The organism is Rhizobium sp. BR 314 (genome assembly GCF_047445805.1).
GTDB lineage: Bacteria > Pseudomonadota > Alphaproteobacteria > Rhizobiales > Rhizobiaceae > Rhizobium > Rhizobium lusitanum_B.
This window is the reverse complement of the sequence record NZ_JARWLA010000013.1, coordinates 1-22,739: the sequence shown is the minus strand read 5'-3', so window position 1 is coordinate 22,739 and position 22,739 is coordinate 1. Positions and strand designations below refer to the sequence as shown.

Here is a 22,739-nt window from a genome sequence, read left to right as displayed (position 1 = left end):
TGGGCGAACGACATTTGCGATGCTGGCAACCAAGGTTGCAAACATCGCAAGAGGCACTGTCTTGGCTGTGATCAATTGACATGATGATCCATCATGTGCCGACGGCTTACGCGTTGGTGGCTGCCAGCACCGGGTAGTCGGTATATCCGGTCGCATTTCCGCCGAAGAACGTGGCTTGATCCGCCTGGTTCATCGCGGCATTGGCCTTGAGGCGATCGATAAAGTCCGGGTTTGCTAGGACAAGTTGGCCATAAGCTTCAAGATCGGCGAGATTTGCTGCAATATCAGCACCAATCTGCTGGCGAATGCGGCCTGGTCTGTTGACGATCAGCGGCTGGTGCCAGAGCTTCCTGATGTCTGCGAGGAGCGCGTCGTTTCCGGCATGCATGATATGAAGATAGGCAAGGTTCATTCTGCCGAGCTCATGTACCAGGTGGCGGTAGAGGTCTGGGCCTTCTACACCCTCGTCGATCCCCCACATGGCAATGCCGGGCGATAGGCGAATTGCCGTGCGTGCGGCGCCGATTTCCTCAGCGATCGCTGTTGCGACTTCGATTGCAAATCGCGCGCGGTTTTCGAGCGTGCCTCCATAGTCATCCGTACGCTTGTTGGCACTTGGTGCGAGGAATTGATGGACGAGATATCCATTTGCGCCATGGATTTCGATACCATCTGCTCCCGCCTCGATCGCGCGGCGTGCGGCCAGGCGGAAGTCTGCAACGGTCTGGCGAATATCGCCGGTCGTCAGGGCGCGAGGAGCCGGGATATCCTGCATGCCAGACATTGTAAACATTGGAACGCCCGGCGCGATTGCAGAAGGTGCAACACCCGGACGATGATGTGGCGTATTGTCGGGGTGAGACATTCGACCAGCATGCATCAATTGGAAGAAGATGTGGCCGCCATTCGCATGGACGGCCGAAGTGACCTTGCGCCATCCCTCGACATGGGCGTCCGTATAGATGCCGGGCGTCGTCAGATAGCCTTGCCCATCGTCCGAGGGCTGGGTGCCCTCCGTGACTATCAAGCCGAGACCTGCGCGTTGAGAATAATATTCGGCGGCAAGGTCGGCCGGTGTGCCATCCACATTTGCACGCGACCGGGTCATGGGAGCCATAACAAGGCGATTCCCAAGTTTCATGCGACCGACGCTAACGGGTGTGAAGATATTGCTCATCTCAGTGTTCCTTCTGACTGATGCAGCAGATATGAGATTGCGTGATGTGCGGGATAACCCTAGGCTAGTGGAAATGATTATCCATTACCTGGAGCAATTCATTGGATTACCTGAACGACATGGCGCTCTTCGTCGAAGTGGTGAAGACGCGCAGCTTTCGCCGCGCCGCCGAGGCTCTTGGCATGCCAAATTCTACTTTGTCGCGCCGAATCGGCCTCTTGGAGGAAGGGATCGGGCTCAGACTCCTCAATCGAACGACCCGCAAGATCGAGCTCACTGAAGCCGGCCAGATCTATTTTGAGCGCTGTAGCCGCGTCGTCGAGGATGCCCGGATCGCCTATGAGGAGTTGGGCACGATGGTTGCACAGCCCAAGGGAACGCTCAGGGTGTCGTCGCCCGTTGACTTCACGTCGACCTATATTGCTCCGCTTCTTCCGGAATTTGCCGATCTCTATCCGGGTATCAGCTTCGATCTTGATCTGACGCCACGCAATGTCGATCTCATCGGCGAGCCTTTCGACCTGGCGATCCGGATGAGAGCACCGGAAAATCCTGGTCTGATCAGCCGCGTGATTGCCCGCGTCCACGCGCAGTTTTACGCGGCTCCGTCCTATCTTGACGAAAATGGTTTTCCCGAACACCCACGGGAACTCGAACGGCATCAATGTCTGAGCATGCCAACAATGCCGACTTGGTCAGCTCGATCGGGAACCGAGTTAGTCAGTCCAACGGTTCAGGGTCGCTTCCGGGTCAACAGCGTATCCATGATCCGCCAACTGGCAATCCTTGGCATGGGAGTGGCGTTCGTTCCGGAACGGATCGTTGCGGAAGATCTAAAATCCGGAAGATTGCGGCGAATTCTACCGCAATGGCAAGGCGAGGCTCAGGCGATCCATGCCGTGACCGAAACTCGGCTCGTGCCCGCCAAAACTCACTACTTCATCGAGTTCCTAAAGGAGAAGCTGCGCGAGATTTGACGGGAATGGAGCAGATTTCAACCTGACTTTCCTCTGATTTGTACTGAGATTGGGTAGGCTGCATAGGAAATGCCCATTCAGTCAGGCACTTCCTTGATGAGCGGACATCTCCTGATCAATTCTCCCACGGGCGCCATCCAGACATGACGATGCCCGTCCAGACGATCCATCAAACCGTCCTCCCGTAAGCAACGCATTACTGATGTATCGCGATTAGAGAAAACATTGGCGCAGGCTCCATACGCAAACGATCCGTTCAGCCATGATCTTGCTGCATTAAGGCGCCTGGAGTCCATGCCGTCGGTTTCGTGGGATTTCGACCCAGATTAGAATTCCGCGCTAACCCGCTCGGATGGATTAACAGCTTGAAGAGCCCGATAGTTCAAGTAGGCGCCGGGTCATCATCAAACGCAAATCTGGATTGAACCTTCACTCAAATCAACATCAACGATTCACTCCGATCCTGAGTCAAGACCGCGCTCACCCGTCGAGCAAGAGCGCCTCGTTCTCAAACTTCCGCATGACCGACGCAACAAAAGCCTTTGCTGCAGGCGAGACCTGGCGATGGCTGGGGTAAACGACACACATGCTCTGATCGCGGCGCTTGTATTGGGGTAGAACCGGTACCAGTCTGCCCGCCGTGATGTCAGCGACCGTGATCGTCCCAGGCAGCAACGCAATGCCCAGTCCAGCGATAGCGGCCGAATGGAGAGCGCGCGTGGTGCTGGCGGCGAAAGGTCCCGCGATCTCCACCTGCTCTTCGACGTCATCCAGCCCCTGTAGTCGCCACATGGCATGACCCGATTGGCGCGGCACGGTCAGGCAGTGGTGGCGTGCGAGTTCTGCAAGCGTCTGGGGCGAGCCGTGACGGTTGAGATAGTCGGGGCTGGCGAAAAGCCCGATGGGCGCTATCGGCAATCGGTGGGCGATGTAACCGGATCCATCGCCAGAGCCGCCTCGGAAGGCGACGTCGATCCGGTCGGCGATCAAGTCCGCCACTGCGTCCTCAAGCAGGAATTCGAAGCGGATTTCCGGGTATGTTTGCAGGAAGCCAGCGACCATCTCCGGCGTATAGAAGTCCAGGAAGTTCGCGGTCGAGGCCACGCGCAAAAGGCCGCTCGGCACTTTTCTTCCGCGTGCAAGATCCTGGCTCGCCTGTTGCAGGTCGTCAATCGATGTCGCGCAACGCTCATGGAATTCACGCCCCGCATCGGTGAGTGTCAACTTGCGGGTGGAGCGCTGCATCAGGCGCGCGCCGATCTGGTCCTCAAGCTCCCGAATTCGCCTGCTCACGGTATTGGGTGGAATGCCGAGCCGCCGGCCAGCTTCGGAGAAGCTGCCGCAGCGAACGACCTGCACGAAAAGCGCTATATCATTGAAATCAAACATATTTGATACGATTGCTCGCATTTTTGGACAAGTAAGATTTGATATTACCAACTAATCAACCAATCACAATGCCGCTATCCCATATTTGCAACCAACCAATGGGACCGTGTCATGAACAACCTCCTCCTTCTCTCCGGGCGCATCCTGCTCTCGATCCTATTCCTCGTCTCGGGCGCTGAAAAATTCGGCGAACTGGCTCCAATGCTTGTCGGGCTTCTTGGCCAGATGGGCCTGCCGCTGCCCCTGCTGTTGACCTATCTGATGGGCATTTGCGAAATCGTCGGCGCCATCGCCCTCATTCTCGGCTTCCAAACCCGCGCCGTCGGCATCTTACTTGCAGTCTGGTGCGTCCTGACCGGCGTTGTCGCTCATCTCGGCGCACCGGTGGACTTGATGAAAAACCTCGCGATCGCGGGCGGCCTCGTCATCCTTGCCGCCGCGTCACCGGGTTCGATCGCCCTAGGCTCCGTCCGACCAAAGCGCACCAGCCCTGCTGCGATGGTCTCGTCAAACGCCATGCTCGACAACTGACGCACGCCCGTCGGGGTGATCCTCCCGGCCGTCAACCATCTTCCTTCTCCCTCCTGTTACGATTGGAAACCCAATGAACACCCAGATCATTCCCCGCATCGGCATCATCCTCGGCTCTACCCGTGAGGGGCGCTTCGGCGACAAGCCCGCGCGCTGGATCAGCGACATTGCCGACAAACGCACGGATCTCGAATTCGAATTGCTCGACCTGCGGAATTATCCGTTGCCGTTTTTCGAAGAGCAATTGTCACCGATCTATGCGCCGCCGCAAAATCCGATCGCGCAGCGTTGGGCGGCAAAGCTCGCAACCCTCGACGGTTTCGTCGTCGTCACACCCGAATACAACCACAGCGCCAGCGCTGTGCTCAAGAACGCCCTCGACTACGCCTACAAGGAGTTCAACCGCAAGCCCATTGGCTTCGTAGGCTACGGTGGCGTCGGTGCGGCGCGCTCGATCGAACATCTGAGAATGGTCGCTGTCGAGCTTCAGATGGCGCCGGTGCGTGCCGCCGTGCACATGGGCATGGTCGAGTTTCTCGGGGTCTGGCAGCAGGGCAAGAGCTTCGAGGACTTTCCGCATCTCGAGCAATCGGCGGCCGCCATGCTCGACGACATGGCGTGGTGGGCCCGTGCACTGAAAGCCGCGCGCGACGCCTAAGGCCGTCTCACCAAAAGCAGCGAACATGGCGTTGGCGACGCCGTGAAGCCTCACATTCAATCCCCAAGGGCTTCGTGCCCGATCTTGGAGAATTACGATGATCAACTATCCCGCAAAATCGACTTACCGAAATTTCCTCGCAGCAACGATGGCGAGCCTGCTCCTGGGAGTCGGGGCCACCGGTGCGTCGCTCCTGACGGCTGTTCCCGTCGGGGCGGCGGCCGCCAGCAAGGACGAGGGGATCCGCCCGTTCGGCTTCCATGCCTCGGCTGAGGCGCTGGCTGACCTCAAGCGGCGGATCAAGGCGACGCGCTGGCCGAGCCAGGAACTGGTCGACGACGACACGCAGGGCGTTCGCCTCGCCACCATGAAGAAGCTCGCCGACTATTGGGCAAACCGCTATGACTGGCGCAAGGCAGAGGCCAACATCAACAAATATCCGCAGTTCGTCACCACCATCGACGGCGTCGACATTCACTTCATTCATGTGAAGTCGAAGCATGAAAACGCCCTGCCTGTCATCATCACCCACGGCTGGCCGGGGTCGATCGTCGAGCAATTGAAGATCATCGACCGGTTGACCGATCCGACCAAATATGGCGGCAGGGCTGAGGACGCCTTCGATGTCGTCATCCCCTCGCTGCCAGGCTACGGCTTTTCCGGCAAACCCACGGAACTCGGCTGGGATCCGCAGCATGTCGCCCGCGCGTGGACAGTGTTGATGGAACGGCTCGGCTATAAGCGCTATGTCGCCCAGGGTGGTGACTGGGGCGACGCCGTCAACGAGCAGTTCGCGCTGCAGAAGCCGGCCGGATTGCTCGGCATCCACACCAACATGCCCGGCACGCTTCCCGACAACATCTCGGCCGCGCTCAACGGCACCGGTCCGGCGCCGACCGACCTGAGCGGTGACGAACTCTACGCGTGGAAGCAGCTCGACTTCTTCTACAAGAACCGCGTCGGCTATGCGCTGGAGATGGGCGCGCGGCCGCAGACCCTCTACGGCCTCGACGATTCCCCCATCGCGCTCGCCGCCTGGATGATCGACCACGATCCGCAGAGCCAGAAGTTGATCAACCGCGTGTTCGACGGCGGCAGCGAAGGTCTGTCCAGGGACGATATTCTCGACAACATCACGCTCTATTGGCTGACAGGCACCGGGCTGTCATCAGGGCGGCTCTTCTGGGAAAGCAAACTCGCGTTCTTCGCCCCTAAGGGCGTGGCCATCCCGGTCGCGGTCAGCGCTTTTCCAGACGAGATCTATACCGCGCCGGAAAGCTGGTCGCGCAAGGCCTTCCCCAATCTGATCTTCTACAAGCGCCACGAAAAGGGCGGCCACTTCGCAGCCTGGGAACAGCCCCAGGCCCTTGTCGAGGATATTCGCGACAGCTTCAGGTCGCTGCGATGACAGTCGGGTGGCGGGCGGCCTCTGTCGCTCGCCACAGGCACACCGCGCCATCCTGGCCGGTAACAACGGGACCGGGGACTAACTCGGCCCCTTGCTGACGTTCACCCCACCCGACTGATGAGATCGCCGCCTGTCTGGCGGCGTCGATCAAACTCGAACCGATTCATTGAGGAGAAGCAGAACATGTCAAGAAATCTATCCGCAGCGCGTCCAATGCCGACGCTCGTAGAACGCAAGATATACAGCCAGACCCGCGGCTCGCAGCGGGGGCCGATCACCCGGCTCATGAGCCCATCGGATCTGGGCCAGTATCTCAAGCCGTTCGTTTTTCTCGATGCGGTCGACGCGCCGTCGTCGATCACGAGCAGCGACAATCTTCATCCCCATTCGGGCATCGCTACGGTCACGGTGCTCACGGAAGGCAACCTTCGTTTCGATATGGGCAAATGGGGCACCGGACGGCTCGACTATGGCGGCGTGGAATGGATGCGCGCCGGCAGCGGGATCTGGCATGGCGGTGAATACCGTCCAGACAGTGCGTCGCATTTCAAAGGCTTCCAGCTTTGGGTGGCGCTGCCGGCAGCGCTCGAGGCAAGCGCGCCTGAATGGCAGTTCCTCGAGGCGCCTAATATTCCTGAGATCGGACCGGCGCGGCTGATCGTCGGCGCCTACCAGGATAAGATGAGCCCCGTGCGTGCTTTCGCTGGGATCAACTATCTCCTGGTTACACTCGCTCCAGGCGAGGCCTGGGCGTACGAGACACCGTCTGGTCATGAGGTCGGCTGGCTCAGCGTGTCGCATGGCAGCCTGTCAGCAGGCGGCGAGATCCTGGCCGGAGACATGGTTGCGTTCGATCGTAGCGATGCAGCGATACAGATTCAGGCCGGCCCCGACGGCGCGACCTTCGTTCTCGGCTCTGCGCTCCCGCATCCGCATGACCTCGTTCAGGGCTACTACTCCGTTCATACCTCCGAAGAGGCGTTGAAAGCCGGTGAGGCCCGTATCGCCGATGTTCGCAGTCTCTATGTCAAGGATTAGCAAGCGGCGCCGGACGATCTTCGCAAGTCGACCGGCAGAGAATGATCCAGGGAGCGTTGGCGATCCCTGGAATTGCACGTTCGATTGGCACGTCGATTGCCGACGTCATCCCCACCCATATCGGCGGTCAACTCATAGCCCAAGGCGTTACGGTCTCACGAGCCAGTGTCTCAGGCAGTTTGAACCAGGTCCGGACCAGCACAGCCATTCCAAGAGCTACCATCGTTAGGAAGATGGCATCGCCGTCTCACTGCCAGAGTAGTGATCCTGTAAGACGGCCTGAGAGAGCCCTTACCTGTCGACACCGATCCCCTGCGCGAGGCGAAGGAAAAGCATCATCTCTATGTTTTGCGCCAATGGCTCGAGCAAGGAGGCGACCACGAACAACGTCACTCCGGCCCAAATCGGTCATTCCATCGAGGACAAGCCGATGTATGCCATTGAAAAATTTGGTTGAGAGGAGGTGTGTAACAACAGGGTCTGCGGTCCAGACCCCTTCAAGAGCAGCAAATGGGCGTTAAACACCAGCTCACGTCCTCCTATGTCGGAACTCGCGCGGTGAACTCTGGTACTTCTTCCGGAATGCCGTCGCGAGATGAGCGGAGTCGGAAAATCCCGTTTCGTGGGCGATGGCGGTGATGGAGAGTACACTGTTGTCAAGCAGGAAGCGAACATAGCGCAGCCGCGTTTCCAAAATGAAATGCTTCGGTGTCATGCCGATATGCGCCTGAAAAAGCCGTGTGAACTGACGCAACGACACGCCGATGGTGGTCGCGATGTGCTCGGGAGAGACATCTCTGCCCTTGCGGCTCTCGACGAGCACGATCGCCCGCTGGACCCTGGCGTCCTCGACATGCCGAAAAGAGGACGCACGCTCATGGTCGAAGCTGCTCATGTTCTTGTGATCGCTCAGGGAGAGCTGGTAGACGGCTTTCGCCGCGCGGTCGGGACCACAATGTTTTCGGATCAACTCGGTCATCAATGACAGAACCGACACGCCACCCGGAACGGTGATGCGTCCGTCGTCGATGAGGAAGTCATCGCGTGTGGAGAAGGGTTGACGCGGGAACGCCATCCGGAAATCCTCCGCATGAAACGGATGAATGGCCGCCTTGCGCCCTACAAGCAGACCTTCCTGGGCAAGCACGAAGGACCCCGTGCAGGCGCCAATGATGGGAACCCCTGCGGACGCAGCGACGCGGATATAGTCTCTGTGTGCCGTTGGCGCGGTATGGAGTTGCGGGAGCAGGCCGCCGATGACAACGACATAATCGAAATCAGTAGGGTTGATGTAGGGCGCGTCTGCCTGCACACGAATACCGCAACTTGCAACGGCCTCGTAGCCTGCGTTGCCCATGATGGACCAGCGACAGTGGATCGGGCGGGAATTGTCGGCAAAATCTGCCGCGTGGCGCAGGGGTTCCACCATGCCCGTCAACGACATCATTGGAAAGGTAGGCCACAGGAGAATGCCGACGGAAACGTCCGGTTTGCGGTCACGTGCGCCAAGGAGCCGCTCCGCCCAGAGGCTGTCCAGCCAATAAATACTGTCGGCATCCTTCTGCGGGATCACGCGATTCTCCTCACCGGCAGCCTGACATAAAAGTGTCATTTTTTCAAAGAGAAAGTCCGTTTTTTCAAATTCAGCCAAGCCCTTCGATGACACAATGTCCCCCGTTGAAAGCAACATCCGGTCGGCCAATCGACCGGTTCGGGGAACAAACAACTTCAAGGATTGAACAAATGGGACTTTCTCTTTCGAGAAGGCTGCTGGTGTGCGCGCTGCTGGCAGGCGGGAGCTTTTCGGTATTTTCTTCCGCGGCACAAGCTTTCGAACTTGCCGAACAGGGCAGGCTGACGGTCGCCTTCACCGGCGACATGCCAGGCTCCGGCTGGCAGGACAGCAAACTGATCGGCTATGACGGTGAGATCATGCAGAAGGTCGCGGAGAAGCTCGGCCTTCAGGTAAAGCCGGCGCTGATGGAGTGGTCGGGCACGATCGCCTCCGTCGAGGCGGGCCGCGTCGATGTCATGCTTGGCACGATGGGCTGGACGCAGAAGCGCGCGCAGATCATGAGTCTTTCCGAACCGATCCATTACTTCAAGAACGGCATCATGCAGTCTTCGAAGACAAACTGGGACAAGCTCTCAGATCTCGAAGGCAAGAAGGTCGGCACTATCACCGGTTTTTCATTCGTGCCGGAATTGAAGAAGATCGCGGGGCTGCAACTCTCGCTCTACGACACATCTGATGCCGCCGTGCGCGATCTGATCGCGGGCCGCATCGACGCCGTCATCGGCGATCCGCCGGTCGTGTCCTATGCGATCAAGCAGAATCCCGACTGGAACATGCACTTCCTCGCGTTTACCGACCGCAATCCTGAGTTCCCGTTGCTGTCTGGCCTCGGGCAGGTGGTTTACGGTTTCAACAAGAAGAACGACGATTTGCGCCAGAAGGTGGACGCCATCCTCCTGGAGATGTGGAAGTCCTGCGAGATGAAGGCAATCGGCGAGCGCTACGGCCTTTCCGCCGATGTCTGGTACACGCCAATCGGCGAGAACTTTAGAGCGGGTGTTGACCGTCCAACGGATTACAAGCTGCCGTCTTGTGCTGCCGGCGGTTGATTTTTGAAGGGGCGGCTGCAGCTTTGCCGCCGCCCGCCAGCAGTTCACTCAAACAAAAAAACAAAGGGGAATGCCATGAATCCGCTGCTCAGCGTGACAGGGCTCACCAAGAGCTACGGCGCAGTCGAGGTTCTGAAAGGGATCGACTTCGACGTGGCCGCTGGCGAGAAGATCGCCCTGATCGGCCCGTCCGGGTCGGGAAAGTCGACTTGCCTGAGGTGTCTCAATTTTCTCGAAAAGCCGAGTGGCGGCGCGATCCACCTCGACGGCGAGCGGATTGGGGTTCGCCTCGGTCGGCCGATGAGCGACAGGCAGCTTGCGCCCCAGCGGGCCGAGATGGGCATGGTCTTCCAGCTCTTCAATCTCTGGCCACATCTCTCCGTCACCGAAAACGTTGCGATCGCGGCGCGAAAGGTACGCGGCCTTTCCGCAAAGGAGGCGCGGGATCTGGCGCGCGACATGCTGGCGAAGGTGCACATGACCCATCGCGCCGATGCCTCGCCGCTTGAGTTATCCGGCGGCCAGCAGCAGCGTGTGGCTATTGCCCGGGCGCTGGCCCAGAAGCCCAAGCTCATGCTGTTTGACGAGCCGACCTCAGCACTTGATCCTGAACTGGTGCATGAGGTGCTCAAGGTTATGGAGGAACTCGCAGCCGAAGGGCGTACCATGCTGATCGTCACGCATGAAATCGCGTTCGCCCGGGATATCGCCGACCGCGTGCTATTTCTCGATAGCGGACGGATCGTCGAGCAGGGGCCGGCGCGAGAGCTGATTTCCGCTCCGCGAGAACCGAGGACCCAGGCATTCCTCCGGCAAATTCGGCATTGAGGGGCGTATCGTGACTGAACTATCAACTTTCACCGTGATACTCAGGGGGCTGTTTGCAGGTGTGGGCGTCACAATCGCCGTCACGCTAGCCTCGCTTCTCGTTGGTGTTTCTCTCGGCTTCCTTCTTGCGCTTCTGCGACAGTTCGGGAAGCGCCGCGCGTTGCACACGCTCATCGATGCCTATTGCGAGATCATGCGTAACATTCCCGCGCTGACCCATCTCTTCATCCTTTATTTCGGATTGGCCAGCATTGGATTTCGACTCTCATCGATCACTGCAGCGATCCTCGGCCTTGGGCTGATTGGTGGCGCCGTCACCTGCGACCTTTTCCGTGCCGGCTTTACGGCCTTGCCGAAAGGACAGGCTGAAGCGGCAATGGCCGTGGGTTTCACGCCGTATCAGACGATCGTCGATATCCTTACGCCGCAGGCCATGCGCATCGCTCTGCCGTCGCTAGGGAACTACGCGGTACAGCTTCTCAAGGATACATCCATCGTCTCCGCGATCGCCGCGCCGGAGATCATGTTCTACGCGCGCTCGCTAGTGACATCCTCGTTCCAGACGACGCTGATCTATGCCACGGTCGCCATACTCTATCTCGTGCTCGCCTTGCCGCTAATGCAAGCGATCCGTCTGCTTGAAACACGCTACGGAAGGCTGAAGACATGAGCAGTTTCATCCAACCTTATTTGGACTATGGCGGCGAATGGTTGCCGCTTCTCTTGGACGCAACAGGCAAGACGGCACTACTTTCGATTTCGGCCTTTGTCCTGTCACTGATCTTCGGAGTGCTTTTGGCGCTTTGCCGCATGACGCGGTGGCGTATGCTCGAACGTGGCGTGGCGTTTTACATTACAACCGCTCGAGGCGTGCCGCTTCTGGCCATCCTGTTTCTTCTCTATTTCGGGTTGCCGGGTGTCGGTGTTACGTTCGGCGCCTTCACGGCCGCCATGCTCGGGCTGGCGCTTGTTTTCGCCGCGCAGGTGGCGGAATTGTTCCGCGCCGGCTTGCTGGCCATTCCGCCAGGCCAGCGTGAAGCAGCGCTCGCCGTTGGCTTCACTCCCTATCAGAGTTTTACATTCATAGTGCTGCCGCAGGTGGTACGCATCAGTATCGCTCCCCTCATTGTCACTTTCGTCTCGCTTCTAAAGGATTCTTCCCTCGCATCGCTGATCACGGTGAACGAACTGGTGCTGGCGGGCCGTGCCATGGCGACCGAGTACTTCTTGCCGCTTCAAATCTATCTGGCGGTGGGTGTCTGCTACTTCCTGATTGCCTGGCCGTTTTCACTCCTTGCCAAGCGTCTGACCCCTCCTGCTGCCCACTAGTTCCAACCGGAAGACAAGACTATGACGACTATCAGACAGGACGGCAGCAAAGAGCGCCGGCCGGTAATCCTCATGACGCCTGACACCGAGAGCCTGGCTGGTGCGCCGACGGAAACGATCTATGCGGTGCGGGCGAACTATGCCCAGGCTATCGGCGATGCGGGCGGCATGCCGCTGATCCTGCCCTATGAAATGCAAACACTCGCGGCAGCTCTGGACCTTGCCGACGGCGTGTTGATTACCGGTACGCTCCCCGGGGTGGAAGCAAGCCCCGACAGACGTTCCTTCGAGCTGGCGCTCATCGAGCATGCGATTCGTTCCGGCAAGCCAGTTCTGGGCATTTGCCATGGTATGCAACTGATTGGCGAATGGCTCGGCGGCACATTCAACAAAGGCCTTCCCGCGGGAGGTGACGAAACCGTCGAACATTTGCCGAGCGCTGTGCCGGACCGGTTCGCCCATCGCATTCATGTGGAGGCGGCTAGTGTTCTCGACGCGGCGCTCGGCACTCGCGAAATCCTGGTGAACAGTTTGCACCGTCACGCCCTGACGGGAACGGGCCGCTTCCGTGTCGTTGCGCGAGCGCCTGACGGGGTCATTGAGGCATTCGAAGGGGAAACGAAAGGTTTTTGCCTCGGCATTCAATGGCATCCGGAGTATCGTCTGAGCGAGTTCGACCGGTCGATCTTCCGAATTTTCGTGGAGGAGAGCGCGAATGACGCGCTGCAAAGGAAAGCGACAGGCACGTCTTTGTTGGTACGCGATCGCCTTGCGGCGCTCGGATTTCCCTTGCCAGATGTCTCGGTACCGCCCGGCGCGTTTGTCGGCGCAATCCTGACTGACAACACTGTGACGGTTTCCGGCCAGGTGCCATTGAAGAACGGCGCCGTTCTAAAAAGAGGGCATCTGGGTGACGTCATCTCCGTTGAGGAAGGGCGCGAATGTGCTCGATGGGCACTTCTAAACGCGCTCGCACAGCTGGAGCGCATCGCCGGCGGGCTTGACCGGATCAAGGGGTTCGTGCGGCTCGCGGGCTATGTGGCTGCAACTGCCGATTTCACGGAGCATGGCGCGGTCGTCGACGGGGCGTCGGAGTTGCTGCGCGAAGCCTTTCCGGGATGTTGGCCGCACGCGCGTATTGCAATCGGTGTTGGTTCATTGCCGCGCGGCGTGCCCGTGGAAGTCGAGCTGACGGCAATTTTGGCTGATTTGGAGAACTGACGCTATGCATATCGCTGTTGTCGGGGCTGGTGCCGTCGGCGTCGCATCCGCCTATCTGCTGTCACGAGCTGGCCATCGCGTCACGCTGATCGATGCGCAAGAGGAACCCGGAAGGGGGGCAAGCGCGGGCAACGCAGCTCAGCTGTCCTGGGCTTACGGCGATGCGATGGCTTCGCCGGCCTTGCTGAAGCATCTCCCGGCGATCCTCGCCGGGCGGGATCCAGCGTTTCGCATCCGTCTGCGGCTTGATCCCGACTTCCTTCTTTGGGGTCTGCGCTTTCTAGCCAACATGTCTGCGCAACGTTGGTGGAGCAATACGCAGGATATATTGCGGCTGGCGGCGGAATCTCGGCAGGAAATGGCTTTGTTGTTGGCGGAGGCAGATATCACCTTCGACTACCGCGTCGCCGGCAAGCTGCATCTTTATCCAAACATCGCAAATCTTTCGGCCGCGAGGCCGGCTGTCGAGCGCAAAAAGGCGATGGGCATCGATCAGCGTATGCTGTCACGCTTGGAAGCCGAGGCCGTCGAGCCGGCCTTGAAAGCTTACCAGGGTGAAATCGCGGGCGCCGTCTATACACCCGATGATGCGCTCGGTGATGCCGCGATCTTCTGCCGACAGCTTACAGATTTTGCCGTACGGACGTATGGCGTATCGACAGCGTTTGGAAACACCGTCGCTGGCTTCGAGCAACATCGAGGGCGACTTTCGGCTGTCCGATTTACTGATCGCGCACCATTGGCGGTCGATGCTGCTGTTGTCACTGCCGGACCGCAGATCCGGAGCCTTGCCACCTCGCTGCGGGAAGCGCGGGAGATCCAACCCGTCTCCGGCTATTCCCTTACAGTGCCGTGGTGCAGGGGGGCGCCTCTGGTCAGCCTGACAGATGTGAAACGCAAACTCGCCTTTGCAGCGATCGGCAATCGGTTCCGGGTTGCTGGTCTTGCCGATCTCGGTCTGCCCGGTGCCGGCTTCGCGCCGGATCGCTTTGCTGTTTTGCGAGAAGCGGCGAACACGGTGCTGCCCGGTTGCTTCGGGCAAGCGGAAAGCGAACAGTGTTGGGCTGGCGAACGACCGATGACCCCGTCATCCCGCCCTCGCATCGCGCCCTCGCGAAATATCCGAGGCATCTATATTAATGCTGGACATGGCATGCTCGGATGGACGCTTGCACTCGGCAGTGCGCGCAGGCTCGTTGAGCTGATTGCGTGAGCTGCTCTTAGGGTTCCGTCGCAGAGCGCCGACCGGCAGGCAGAAGACACTTGAACTCAAGTGGAGCAGTATCGGACAGACCTTGCTGCGGTCGATGACGCCGTCCCTAGGTCCGCCAGTCGCACGGATGCATGTCCCTGACGGATATGAAAGCGGGTTCATATCCCCCGAAACCAGCGTCCACGATCACCGTCGAAGCCACCTCCGACATGATGGAATGGGAGTAGACACCGCCACGTGTAAATCGGCCTGAGGTCACGATCCCAGTAAGCACAGCAAGCAATTGTTTTAGCTGCGACATGGGGGCTCACTCCTCGATGTCAATTTGCAGCCTAATACCTGCCACCGTGCCGCCTGTTGGATCCGCATCCAGATGCTCGACTTACCGTCACAACACCCAATAGGAGCCGTATGCGATAGTGCCGCACGTACGGATTCGACCGGCGTTGCGCCTTGCAAGTGCGTTGAAGTCAGCCGTCTGAAATGACGGCCGCGGCAAAGCCTAGCGAGCAGCCGCGTACCAAGTCTTGCGTGGCGTCCGGTAACGGCCGTTGCGAAGCGTAGACAGGGAGGTGGTAGGCCGGAACAGCAGTGAACGGGAAGATAGCCCCGAAATCGATCGTGATTGGAGTAGCCGACCCCATCCCCGTTGGGGGAAGGCGGAATCGAAGGCCGCGTTTACGCGAGTGGTCTGAGGTACTCCCGGGATTCGTACCGCCAGCATGCAACCAAAGGCATTGACGTGAACAAGGGAGATCCATCCGGCTCAAGCGTAAGCTTGAAGGACCCGCCAAGCCGATGAGGTGAGAAGGGACTGATGGTCGGGTGGAAGTCAGACTGACTGATAGTACTCCGAGGTCGGGAGAGCCGGCCACATGGGGAAGCGGTCAGCGGTAGTTGAAGTGTTCTTGGGCAACATGGGCTCCATCCAACGGGAGACGAGGCCTTTCATGCAATGGAAAGATAAAGCTGACCATGGAAACAGAACTTGAACGCATAGCAGCAACAGCTCGGTGTGAGCCGAAGCTCCGCTTTGAGATGCGGCTCCTATACCGGGCGCTGCGAGCACTTGCGGTGCTGTGAAACAACTGCCGAAGAGCGTGGTGCGGGAAATCCGCACGCCACGATCTGTGTGAATCGGGGGCGGGTGATCGCCTCCGGTGACCCGGTGGCGAAGGGTAACCATCGTTCCCACCAGGACCCCTAGAGGCAGAAAAGGCTGAGCAGATTCTGTCGAGTTGGCGCAGCCATTCCGGCATTGACCCTGGCCAACCCGCCACCGAAATTCAATTCCCTTCCGTTAAAATGTCGAAAGTGGTCACGATTTCGAATTAACCGCGACTATAATACTAAAATCGCGCGACCTCTGTGCGTAAGGCGGTCAAGAACGCCTCAGCGCCAGCGCTCAGCGTTCTGTGCCTCAACTTGAAGACTGCCGTCGGAAATTCCCATGCCGGTAACTCGAGCGGGATCGGCTTCAAGAGCGTGCGCCAAGGTTGGAATGCGAGCACGGAGCCCGGAACCAAGGTCAGGAAGCGCTGACCGGCGAGTAACCCGGCCCGCAGGTTTAGAGAATTGCTCAAAATGCGGTTCGCGGGAGGCGAAAGTCCTTCAGCGCCGCAAGCCTTCATGAAGGGTGAGCTTGCATCGAGTTCAAATGGCGAGATGATCCAGGGTTCATCAATCAGATCACGCAGCCGGAGCTTGCGTCGCGCTGCCCATGGATTTCCAGCTCCCGCCACGATGACGAGCCGCTCATGGTATAGGCCTTCGACTTCGATATCGGCCTCAAGCGTCCCTCGAACAAGCCGGGTTACGGCCAACTCTCCCCGCCGCTCGCCAAGATAAGCTGGAAGTGTGATCGGGGTGATCGCCTCCATGTGGAATTGTAGCTTCGGATACTGTCGGGACACCCGTTCGATCGCTGCGGGAACAAGGCCTGCCGCCCAGATTTCGCTGGCGGCAAACCGTACTTCACCGGTCCCGGGTTTCGCAATCTCCTGAACAGCTTCGACACTACGGCGCAACTCGTCGAAGACCGCTTGGGCGTGTTTCGCTAGCGCGACCCCGTATCCGGTCAGCTCGCTACCTCTAGACAGGCGATCGAACAACGGCACGCCAAGTATGCGTTCGAGACCAGCGATGGTGCGTGAGACGACTGGGCGCGATATTGCTAGGCGCTCCGCAGCTTTCGCCATATTGAGTTCTGCCGCGACCACCAGAAAGACATGCAAATCACGTGGTGACAAACGCCGCCCGATGCGATCGGGCCAATCCATGAGATGTACCATTGAGGCTACGTCTATGTAACAAAAGAGAGCTTCAGGCTACTCCTCCGATCTACTATCATCCAGTGCAAATGCACGAGAAAGGTAGGAAGACATGAAGAAATCGATCGTATCCGCGCTGATGATTGCAGCAGGACTCGTTGTGTCACCTGCCGTTGCAGATGAGATTACTGTCTTCAGCACGCCATCTTTGAAACCTGTCTTGTCTCAACTTGGCCCCAAATTTGAAGAGACCACCGGCCACAAACTCAAGATCAATTACGAGGCCGTTACGGTGCTGAAGCGCGAAATAGATGGCGGCGCACCGTTCGATGTCGCACTCCTTTTGCCCGCAACGATCGACGAGCTTATTGTGGCAGGCAAAGCTGCGAGCGCCTCACGAACCGATCTTGCTACGGCTCTTGTCGGCGTTGCCATCCGCCAGGGACTTCCCAAACCCGACCTCGGTTCCCCGGACGCGTTTCGGCAATACCTGTTGTCCGCGAACTCCGCCGCATATGGTGCTGACAGCGCCAGCGGGAAATATTTTCTCGGCCTGATCGACCGCCTCGGCATAGGCCCGCAGATGCAGCCGAAGCTCCGGACTGTCAGCGGAAATCCAGTCGAGGCTGTGGCACGCGGAGAAGCCGATCTCACGGTGATTACCGTGCCCAATATAGTCACAATTGAAACCGTGGAATTTGCGGGCGTGCTGCCAGCCTCTCTTCAGAACGTGACCACCTACACCGCAGCCCTTTCCACAGCTGCCAAGAAGCCCGAAGCCGCCGACGCTTTCATCCGCTATTTGAACTCAACCGATGCCACAGCCGGATTTGTCGCCAACGGGCTGCAACGCCCGATACCGAAGTGATTTGAGGAAGCATGTGCTCGCCGTTTGTGCACTGCCCTTCATACTCGGTCTGAGCTGCGCAGTGCGGCGATCGCAGATCAGGCGACAGCAGGCAAGGTGAGGGCAAAGCATCGGTTACCCATTTCCGGTGGAAAAATCTCAATTTATGAAACGGAGTAGACCAAGGCAATCAGCTCGCCCACTGAATTGAAAGCTACTGCCGCAATCTCACAGCGGTGGCCTGAAAACACTTACCTGTTGCCGATGAATCCGCAATGTCTCGACAGCGCCAGAGCGGGCGCAAGCGAGTCTCGACGGTTCGTCTTGACGCAGTCACCTGGCTTTCTCGGGATCAGCGACGGAGCGACAACCATGCAGTCATGGCCCAGCGACGTGATGAGCCGGCGGAGGCCGTAACCCGTGGGGCCGGCCTCGTAGCAGAAATGTACGTGATCAAACTTTGCGGTTATCCGCTGGATAATGCGGCGCATGCTGGCATCTGATGCCTCAACCTCACCGACATAACGGATCGCTCCGCTCCGGCCAGTTTCAGCAATTGCAATTGCGTTCTTCAGCTTGGCAACATCGATTCCGACAAAAGCTTCTCTATAATCTGCCACGGCTCGTCCTATCCGAGCAACCCTTGGAAGACCATTGTAGGGCGAGCCACCTCAGACACGAAAAAGGTCATACGGCTTACGGTGATCAGATCCAAACAGCAGTTAACCGGGGTCGGCGCAAGCGCACTCATGTCGAGCGAAATGAAATTTGACCTTCATGAAGCAAGTAAGTGAGCCTTGTGTCACGCTAGCAGAGATGAAAATGGTATCTGTCGCATGGGCGAACCGGTAAGAGGTCGGTCAAGCCGAACCGCCCAAAATTGCTCGCCGATTGAATATAGCTCGCGCAAGAAATGGTCTTCTTGCGCTCTCGTCGACATCCGCGAAGAAATCCATATTAAGCGGCGTTCGGTTCGTCGGTTGGAAATACTCGACCGGCATCAAAAGGAAGCCGGAGAGGGGCTGAGGTGTCATCAGGCTGGCATTGGCGATCACGCGGCACCGGATTTCCCAACCGCCGTCTGGTTCCGACAGCAGCAGGACGGCGCCGCGTTGCCAACAGAGCGGTGCAACATTTCGAGGCGCTCCAGAGCGCCAGGCGAAACAGGCCGTCATTGCCGAGAATGATCTCGTCATTTCGCAGCGACGTGAATTCGGGCCAGTTTAGCGGCGAGGCGGCTGCGATCCGGATCGTATCGGCTCGCTCCGTGGCTTATCTCCCGCAAGCAGATGCCAAATACCCTTGTGAATGGTCACCGAGCCTTGTGGTCGTTTGAATGTGTCGTGTTCCATGGCGTTAGAATTGCGCCATTCGCGATCGCAAGACCAATATTGATTCCGTTATGATCCTGACGGTCGCCTTAAGGATCGCGACGATAAAAAGGGCAAGTGTGCCAGACACAGTAGGTCGATGAGGAAGCCCTTTGCTCGAACAGCCCATCCCGGGAACCGCAATAGCGCCGCGCTTCAGCGCAGCGGAATCCAGAGCGGATTTTTCCAGGCCCTTAACGCATCCAGGAAAACCTGGAGTTTCGCCGGCACGAAACGTCTGGACGGATAGATCGCATGCACGAAGATCTCCGGAGAGGACCAATCCGGCAGCAAGCGGATGAGATCGCCGCTCGCGATCTGCTTGTCGCAATAAGTGGAAGGCAGAAGCCCGATGCCATGGCTGCGATAGGTGAAGGCGCTGACGGCCTGGAAATCGTGGGCCGATAAACCGCCGGAGACATGCACCCTTACCGTCTCGCCGTTGCCGACGAGATCCCATTCGGCTTCATTGTTGCGTCCATTCAACAGAACGCATCGATGATGACGCAGTTCATCAGGATGAGAGGGCGTTTCGCGCCCGTTGAGATAATCGGGGGTGCAAACAAGATAGCGCACGCTTTTGCCGAGGCGCTGGGCGACAAGCGTCGAATCCTGCAGTTCTCCGAAGCGGATCGCGACATCGACATTGTCGGCGATCAGGTCGATGAAGGCGTTGGTGATGGAGAGATCGACTTCGATGCGGGGGTAGGCCCACATGAAGGAAGAAACGAGGTCGTAAAAGGGCGCCTGTCCAAAGATGACGGGTGCGGAAATCTTCAACGGGCCTTCGGGCTGCTTCTGGGTTCGAGTGAGCACGTTTTGCGCGTCGTAAAGGGATTTGAGCGGTTCGTCGCATTGATCGAGATAGGCGCGCCCTTGAGCCGTGAGGCTGAGCCGGCGTGTGGTCCTTTGCAGGAGCGTGACACCGAGCTGGTCCTCGAGCGCGCTCACCCGACGGCTGACCGTCGAGACGGGCATTGCAAGCGCATGAGCGGCGCGACTGAAGCTTTGAAGCTGCGCTACCTTCGCGAAAATCGCAATGTCGTTCAGATCGATCATGCGATCATTTTATCACTGATGGAAAATAGATTTCAAATATTTTCATCTAATCAAAGAACGCGACTCTCATCACATTCTCACCATGCAAGCGAAACGACCGGATCCCGATCGGGCTAGCATCGCAGCCAGAGCAACGGATGCGCTTTAACGTGAACGGAGAATGGCAATGTCCAAATCGAAGACAATCGTGATTACCGGCGCCTCGCAAGGCATTGGTGCCGGCCTCGTCAATACCTTCCTGAGCCGCGACTACAACGTGGTCGCAACGTCGCGCAACGTGACCCGCTCCAGTGAAATTCCTGTTTCGGACCGGTTGGCGCGCGTGGATGGCGATATCGCAGATCCTGCAACCGCGACGACGGTTTTCGAGACGGCTCTTTCGCGGTTCGGCAGGATCGACGCCCTTGTCAACAATGCCGGCATCTTCTTTGCCAAGCCCTTTATCGATTATACGGTGGAGGACTATCGCAGGCTCGCCGCCACCAACATCGAAGGCTTTCTTCATCTGACGCAGTTGGTCGTGCGCCGGATGGTCGAACAGAAGAACGGCGGCAGCATCGTCAGCATCACCACGCCGCTGGTCAGCCACCCGATTGCGGGTATGCCCGTCTCGGTCGCGATGATCACCAAGGGGGGTATCGAAGCGGCTTCCAAGAACATCGCAATGGAATATGCAAGAGAGGGGATCCGCGTGAACACCGTGGCACCGGGTGTCGTCGACACACCACTTCACAAGGATAATCCCAAGGACTTTCTGAAAACGCTGTCTCCGATGAACAGCATTTCGACCACCCAGGAGATTGTCGACGCCGTCGTCTTTCTCACCGAGGCGCCACGTATCACCGGGGAGGTGCTGCACGTCGACGGCGGCGCACATCTGGGCAAATGGTGAGCGACAATGTTGCGCAAGCCGCTGGCGCAGAACAGCGGCTCAAGGGACTCGGCATCGCCCTGCCACCTCCGCCAACCCCATTTGGCGCCTATGTGGAGGCTGTCCGGATCGGCAAGCTGCTCTTTTTGAGCGGCATGCTGCCGGTGATCGACCGTAAGCCGCAGTTTCTTGGTCGCCTGGGCGGGGAGCTCTCGGTAGAGGAAGGTCGCAAGGCGGCGGAACTCGCTGCACTAAGCGCACTTTCCGCCGTTCGGGACCATCTCGGCTCGCTCGACAGGGTCACTGCTGTCGCGAAGCTGGGTGTCTACATCGCCGCTGATGGGGATTTCCGTGATCATCCGAAAGTCGCCGATGGTGCCTCCGAGGTCCTTCTAAGGGTGTTCGGACGAGAGATGCTCTCGGGTCGCGTCGTCCTCGGCGTGGCGAGCCTGCCCCTCGGTCTACCCGTCGAGGTCGAGCTTGTGCTCGAGGTCGCGGAATAACGTCGCCGCCGGCCAGGCCCATCCGGCTCGGCCGGCGTATCCGTTGGCGGCGCGGTGGCCAACTTGGCTCCTGGTGTTCGATTATCGCTGTGACCGGTCGAGATTGAACGGAGAGCGGTTGATCTGGACGGATATGTGCTCGACGAGATCGTCCAGGCGCGCCGCAGCACCAAGGCGGCCAAGCGCCTGCTGAGGCGACTTCTGAGGAAGCAGGCATGCCGCCAAAGCGTATGATCACAGACAAATTGCGCTCCTATGGGGCGGCCAAACGCCAGGTCAAGCCGAACGTGGAACACCGCTCGCATAAAGGCTTGAGCAACCGGGCAGGGAATTCTCACCTGCCGTTCCGAAAACGGGAGCGAACGCGACAGGGTTTCCGGTCGGTCGGTGCATTGCAACATTTCGCGTCGATCTTCTCCGCCGTCCGAAACCTCTTCGTCCCAGACCAACCGCTCCGCAGCACAAATTCGAACCCATCGACGCCAGGCCATGGCCACGTGGGAAGCCGTAAGTGCACGGTCTGCCTGAAAACCCGGGGTCGGCCTCAAGCGGCCAAATTTCAAACAACGCCATCACACGCAATCAGGAACAATCGACATTTTCCTTCGGCTCCGGCGTGGAGAGGGTGGAATATCCGGCCTCGGCTAGCGGTAGACCTAGACGTCGCTTCGTGGGCAGGTCGGGGTTTGCGAGGGCCGCGCGACCAAAGCCTGCAATTCGGTTTTGCCATTGCCGATAATCCCTGTGTGGGCTCTCGCGGTCAGCCTGCCGTCACCGACGGCAAAATGGAACGCCCGACCCGACACAATCTAGCGAAGAGCTTGAGCCTATCCCATCAAGTTGCGCAGAGCGTTGCGCTGCAGCCACTCCATTCGACGCAACGAAATGCTGCACTCTGACCGTTTCGAGGAGATCGTTCATTACCGAGCGCAGTGGTGGCCAGGGGAACTCGTTGCAGCCTGGCGCTGATATTCCGATGGTCAGAACGGCATGCAGCTTGGCGATCACACCTTCGATGGACCTCGCAGGCAAGTCCCATAATTCCGCGGCCAGGGCGAGTTCGCGATCACCGGCCAGGTGCTCGGCTTTCCGTGCTTTGGAATATCCAAGGACCTTATCTTCGGCCTTCCAGCGGCTGAGTTTTGCCGACAGGTCTCCTCTGGCCTTTTCGCGTGCTGCAGCGTTCTCCGGGCCATCGAGCCAGGATTCGATATCTGCATAACTCTGGATGGTGACTGGTGTCGGCTTGCCGGGGACGCTAACCTCTATTTTCGGAAAGCCGACGGCCTCGACCAATTGCGTCTCCAGACGTTGCTGCTGATGGCAGCGCAGGCGGAATTCCCGATGAGCGTCGTTCCATTCCAACCACTTTGCATGCGCCGGATCGATACCGGCGCTGCTGTTTTGGTGCTTCTGCCCTCGCAT

20 protein-coding genes and 2 pseudogenes are annotated in these 22,739 nt (G+C 58.8%); 15 read left to right on the top strand and 7 right to left on the bottom strand.

All coding sequences use genetic code 11. The features are described from left to right. Positions 1–106: 106 nt before the first annotated feature. On the bottom strand, positions 107–1,177 hold the full coding sequence (locus QD461_RS17560; RefSeq protein ID WP_414088894.1) for an alkene reductase: 1,071 nt from the start codon (positions 1,175–1,177) through the stop codon (positions 107–109). A 101-nt stretch (positions 1,178–1,278) separates the two neighbouring features. Between QD461_RS17560 and QD461_RS17555 the strand changes: the two genes are divergently transcribed. Beyond that, on the top strand, positions 1,279–2,154 hold the full coding sequence (locus QD461_RS17555; RefSeq protein WP_414088893.1) for a LysR family transcriptional regulator: 876 nt from the start codon (positions 1,279–1,281) through the stop codon (positions 2,152–2,154). A gap of 480 nt (positions 2,155–2,634) precedes the next feature. Here QD461_RS17555 and QD461_RS17550 read toward each other — a convergent pair whose 3' ends face one another. Next, positions 2,635–3,543 carry a LysR family transcriptional regulator gene (locus QD461_RS17550; RefSeq protein WP_414088892.1) on the bottom strand — a complete coding sequence of 303 codons (909 nt, stop codon included), beginning with the start codon at positions 3,541–3,543 and terminating at the stop codon, positions 2,635–2,637. A 111-nt stretch (positions 3,544–3,654) separates the two neighbouring features. On the opposite strand from QD461_RS17550, the gene QD461_RS17545 reads away from it, so the two are divergent. From QD461_RS17545 to QD461_RS17530, 4 genes are all read left to right on the top strand, one after another. Next, positions 3,655–4,074, top strand: a complete 420-nt coding sequence (locus tag QD461_RS17545; RefSeq protein WP_414088891.1) for a DoxX family protein — start codon at positions 3,655–3,657, stop codon at positions 4,072–4,074. 73 nt (positions 4,075–4,147) lie between these two features. Continuing rightward, positions 4,148–4,732 (top strand): NADPH-dependent FMN reductase, encoded by a 585-nt coding sequence (locus QD461_RS17540; RefSeq protein ID WP_414088890.1) that lies wholly within the window; start codon positions 4,148–4,150, stop codon positions 4,730–4,732. 97 nt (positions 4,733–4,829) lie between these two features. Further along, on the top strand, positions 4,830–6,140 hold the full coding sequence (locus QD461_RS17535) for an epoxide hydrolase family protein (protein ID WP_414088889.1): 1,311 nt from the start codon (positions 4,830–4,832) through the stop codon (positions 6,138–6,140). Positions 6,141–6,323: 183 nt separating this feature from the next. Next, the gene (locus QD461_RS17530; protein ID WP_414088888.1) at positions 6,324–7,178 is read left to right on the top strand and encodes a pirin family protein; all 855 of its coding nucleotides are present in this window, start codon (positions 6,324–6,326) and stop codon (positions 7,176–7,178) included. A 529-nt stretch (positions 7,179–7,707) separates the two neighbouring features. Here QD461_RS17530 and QD461_RS17525 read toward each other — a convergent pair. After that, positions 7,708–8,880 (bottom strand): GlxA family transcriptional regulator, encoded by a 1,173-nt coding sequence (locus QD461_RS17525; protein ID WP_414088887.1) that lies wholly within the window; start codon positions 8,878–8,880, stop codon positions 7,708–7,710. A gap of 41 nt (positions 8,881–8,921) precedes the next feature. On the opposite strand from QD461_RS17525, the gene QD461_RS17520 reads away from it, so the two are divergent. The 6 genes from QD461_RS17520 (at position 8,922) to QD461_RS17495 (ending at position 14,394) form a co-directional block, all read left to right on the top strand. Next, positions 8,922–9,803: an ABC transporter substrate-binding protein gene (locus tag QD461_RS17520; protein WP_414088886.1), complete on the top strand. Its 882-nt coding sequence runs from the start codon at positions 8,922–8,924 to the stop codon at positions 9,801–9,803. A gap of 75 nt (positions 9,804–9,878) precedes the next feature. Next, positions 9,879–10,631 carry an amino acid ABC transporter ATP-binding protein gene (locus tag QD461_RS17515; RefSeq protein ID WP_414088885.1) on the top strand — a complete coding sequence of 251 codons (753 nt, stop codon included), beginning with the start codon at positions 9,879–9,881 and terminating at the stop codon, positions 10,629–10,631. Between the two features lie 10 nt (positions 10,632–10,641). Next, positions 10,642–11,301: an amino acid ABC transporter permease gene (locus QD461_RS17510; protein WP_414088884.1), complete on the top strand. Its 660-nt coding sequence runs from the start codon at positions 10,642–10,644 to the stop codon at positions 11,299–11,301. Then, positions 11,298–11,960, top strand: a complete 663-nt coding sequence (locus tag QD461_RS17505; protein ID WP_414088883.1) for an amino acid ABC transporter permease — start codon at positions 11,298–11,300, stop codon at positions 11,958–11,960. Before QD461_RS17510 ends, QD461_RS17505 begins: the two co-directional genes overlap by 4 nt. A gap of 21 nt (positions 11,961–11,981) precedes the next feature. Further along, positions 11,982–13,181 (top strand): Atu1372/SO_1960 family protein, encoded by a 1,200-nt coding sequence (locus tag QD461_RS17500; RefSeq protein ID WP_414088882.1) that lies wholly within the window; start codon positions 11,982–11,984, stop codon positions 13,179–13,181. A gap of 4 nt (positions 13,182–13,185) precedes the next feature. Next, complete coding sequence (locus QD461_RS17495; RefSeq protein WP_414088881.1) at positions 13,186–14,394, top strand: FAD-dependent oxidoreductase; 1,209 nt, start codon at positions 13,186–13,188, stop codon at positions 14,392–14,394. Between the two features lie 1,349 nt (positions 14,395–15,743). On the opposite strand, the gene QD461_RS17490 is transcribed toward QD461_RS17495, so the two are convergent. Next, a complete protein-coding gene (locus QD461_RS17490) occupies positions 15,744–16,673 on the bottom strand; it encodes a LysR family transcriptional regulator (protein ID WP_414088880.1) in 930 nt (309 codons plus the stop codon). Positions 16,674–16,776: 103 nt separating this feature from the next. Here QD461_RS17490 and QD461_RS17485 point away from each other — a divergent pair, with 103 nt between their 5' ends. Then, positions 16,777–17,532: a molybdate ABC transporter substrate-binding protein gene (locus QD461_RS17485; protein WP_414088879.1), complete on the top strand. Its 756-nt coding sequence runs from the start codon at positions 16,777–16,779 to the stop codon at positions 17,530–17,532. A gap of 284 nt (positions 17,533–17,816) precedes the next feature. On the opposite strand, the pseudogene QD461_RS17480 reads toward QD461_RS17485, so the two are convergent. Together QD461_RS17480 and QD461_RS17475 are read right to left on the bottom strand one after the other, a co-directional pair. Next, positions 17,817–18,131: pseudogene (locus tag QD461_RS17480) on the bottom strand (IS110 family transposase); the annotation flags it as partial. 906 nt (positions 18,132–19,037) lie between these two features. Further along, on the bottom strand, positions 19,038–19,940 hold the full coding sequence (locus QD461_RS17475) for a LysR substrate-binding domain-containing protein (protein WP_414088878.1): 903 nt from the start codon (positions 19,938–19,940) through the stop codon (positions 19,038–19,040). A gap of 166 nt (positions 19,941–20,106) precedes the next feature. Here QD461_RS17475 and QD461_RS17470 point away from each other — a divergent pair, with 166 nt between their 5' ends. The 3 genes and pseudogenes from QD461_RS17470 to QD461_RS17460 all read left to right on the top strand — a co-directional run. Next, a complete protein-coding gene (locus tag QD461_RS17470) occupies positions 20,107–20,832 on the top strand; it encodes an SDR family NAD(P)-dependent oxidoreductase (RefSeq protein WP_414088877.1) in 726 nt (241 codons plus the stop codon). Further along, a complete protein-coding gene (locus QD461_RS17465) occupies positions 20,826–21,314 on the top strand; it encodes a RidA family protein (RefSeq protein WP_414088876.1) in 489 nt (162 codons plus the stop codon). Before QD461_RS17470 ends, QD461_RS17465 begins: the two co-directional genes overlap by 7 nt. A gap of 111 nt (positions 21,315–21,425) precedes the next feature. After that, positions 21,426–21,842 (top strand): annotated as a pseudogene (locus QD461_RS17460) (DDE-type integrase/transposase/recombinase); the annotation flags it as partial. A gap of 243 nt (positions 21,843–22,085) precedes the next feature. Here QD461_RS17460 and QD461_RS17455 read toward each other — a convergent pair. Further along, positions 22,086–22,739 (bottom strand): hypothetical protein (locus QD461_RS17455; RefSeq protein ID WP_414088875.1); only part of this gene is annotated, 654 nt, incomplete at its 5' end.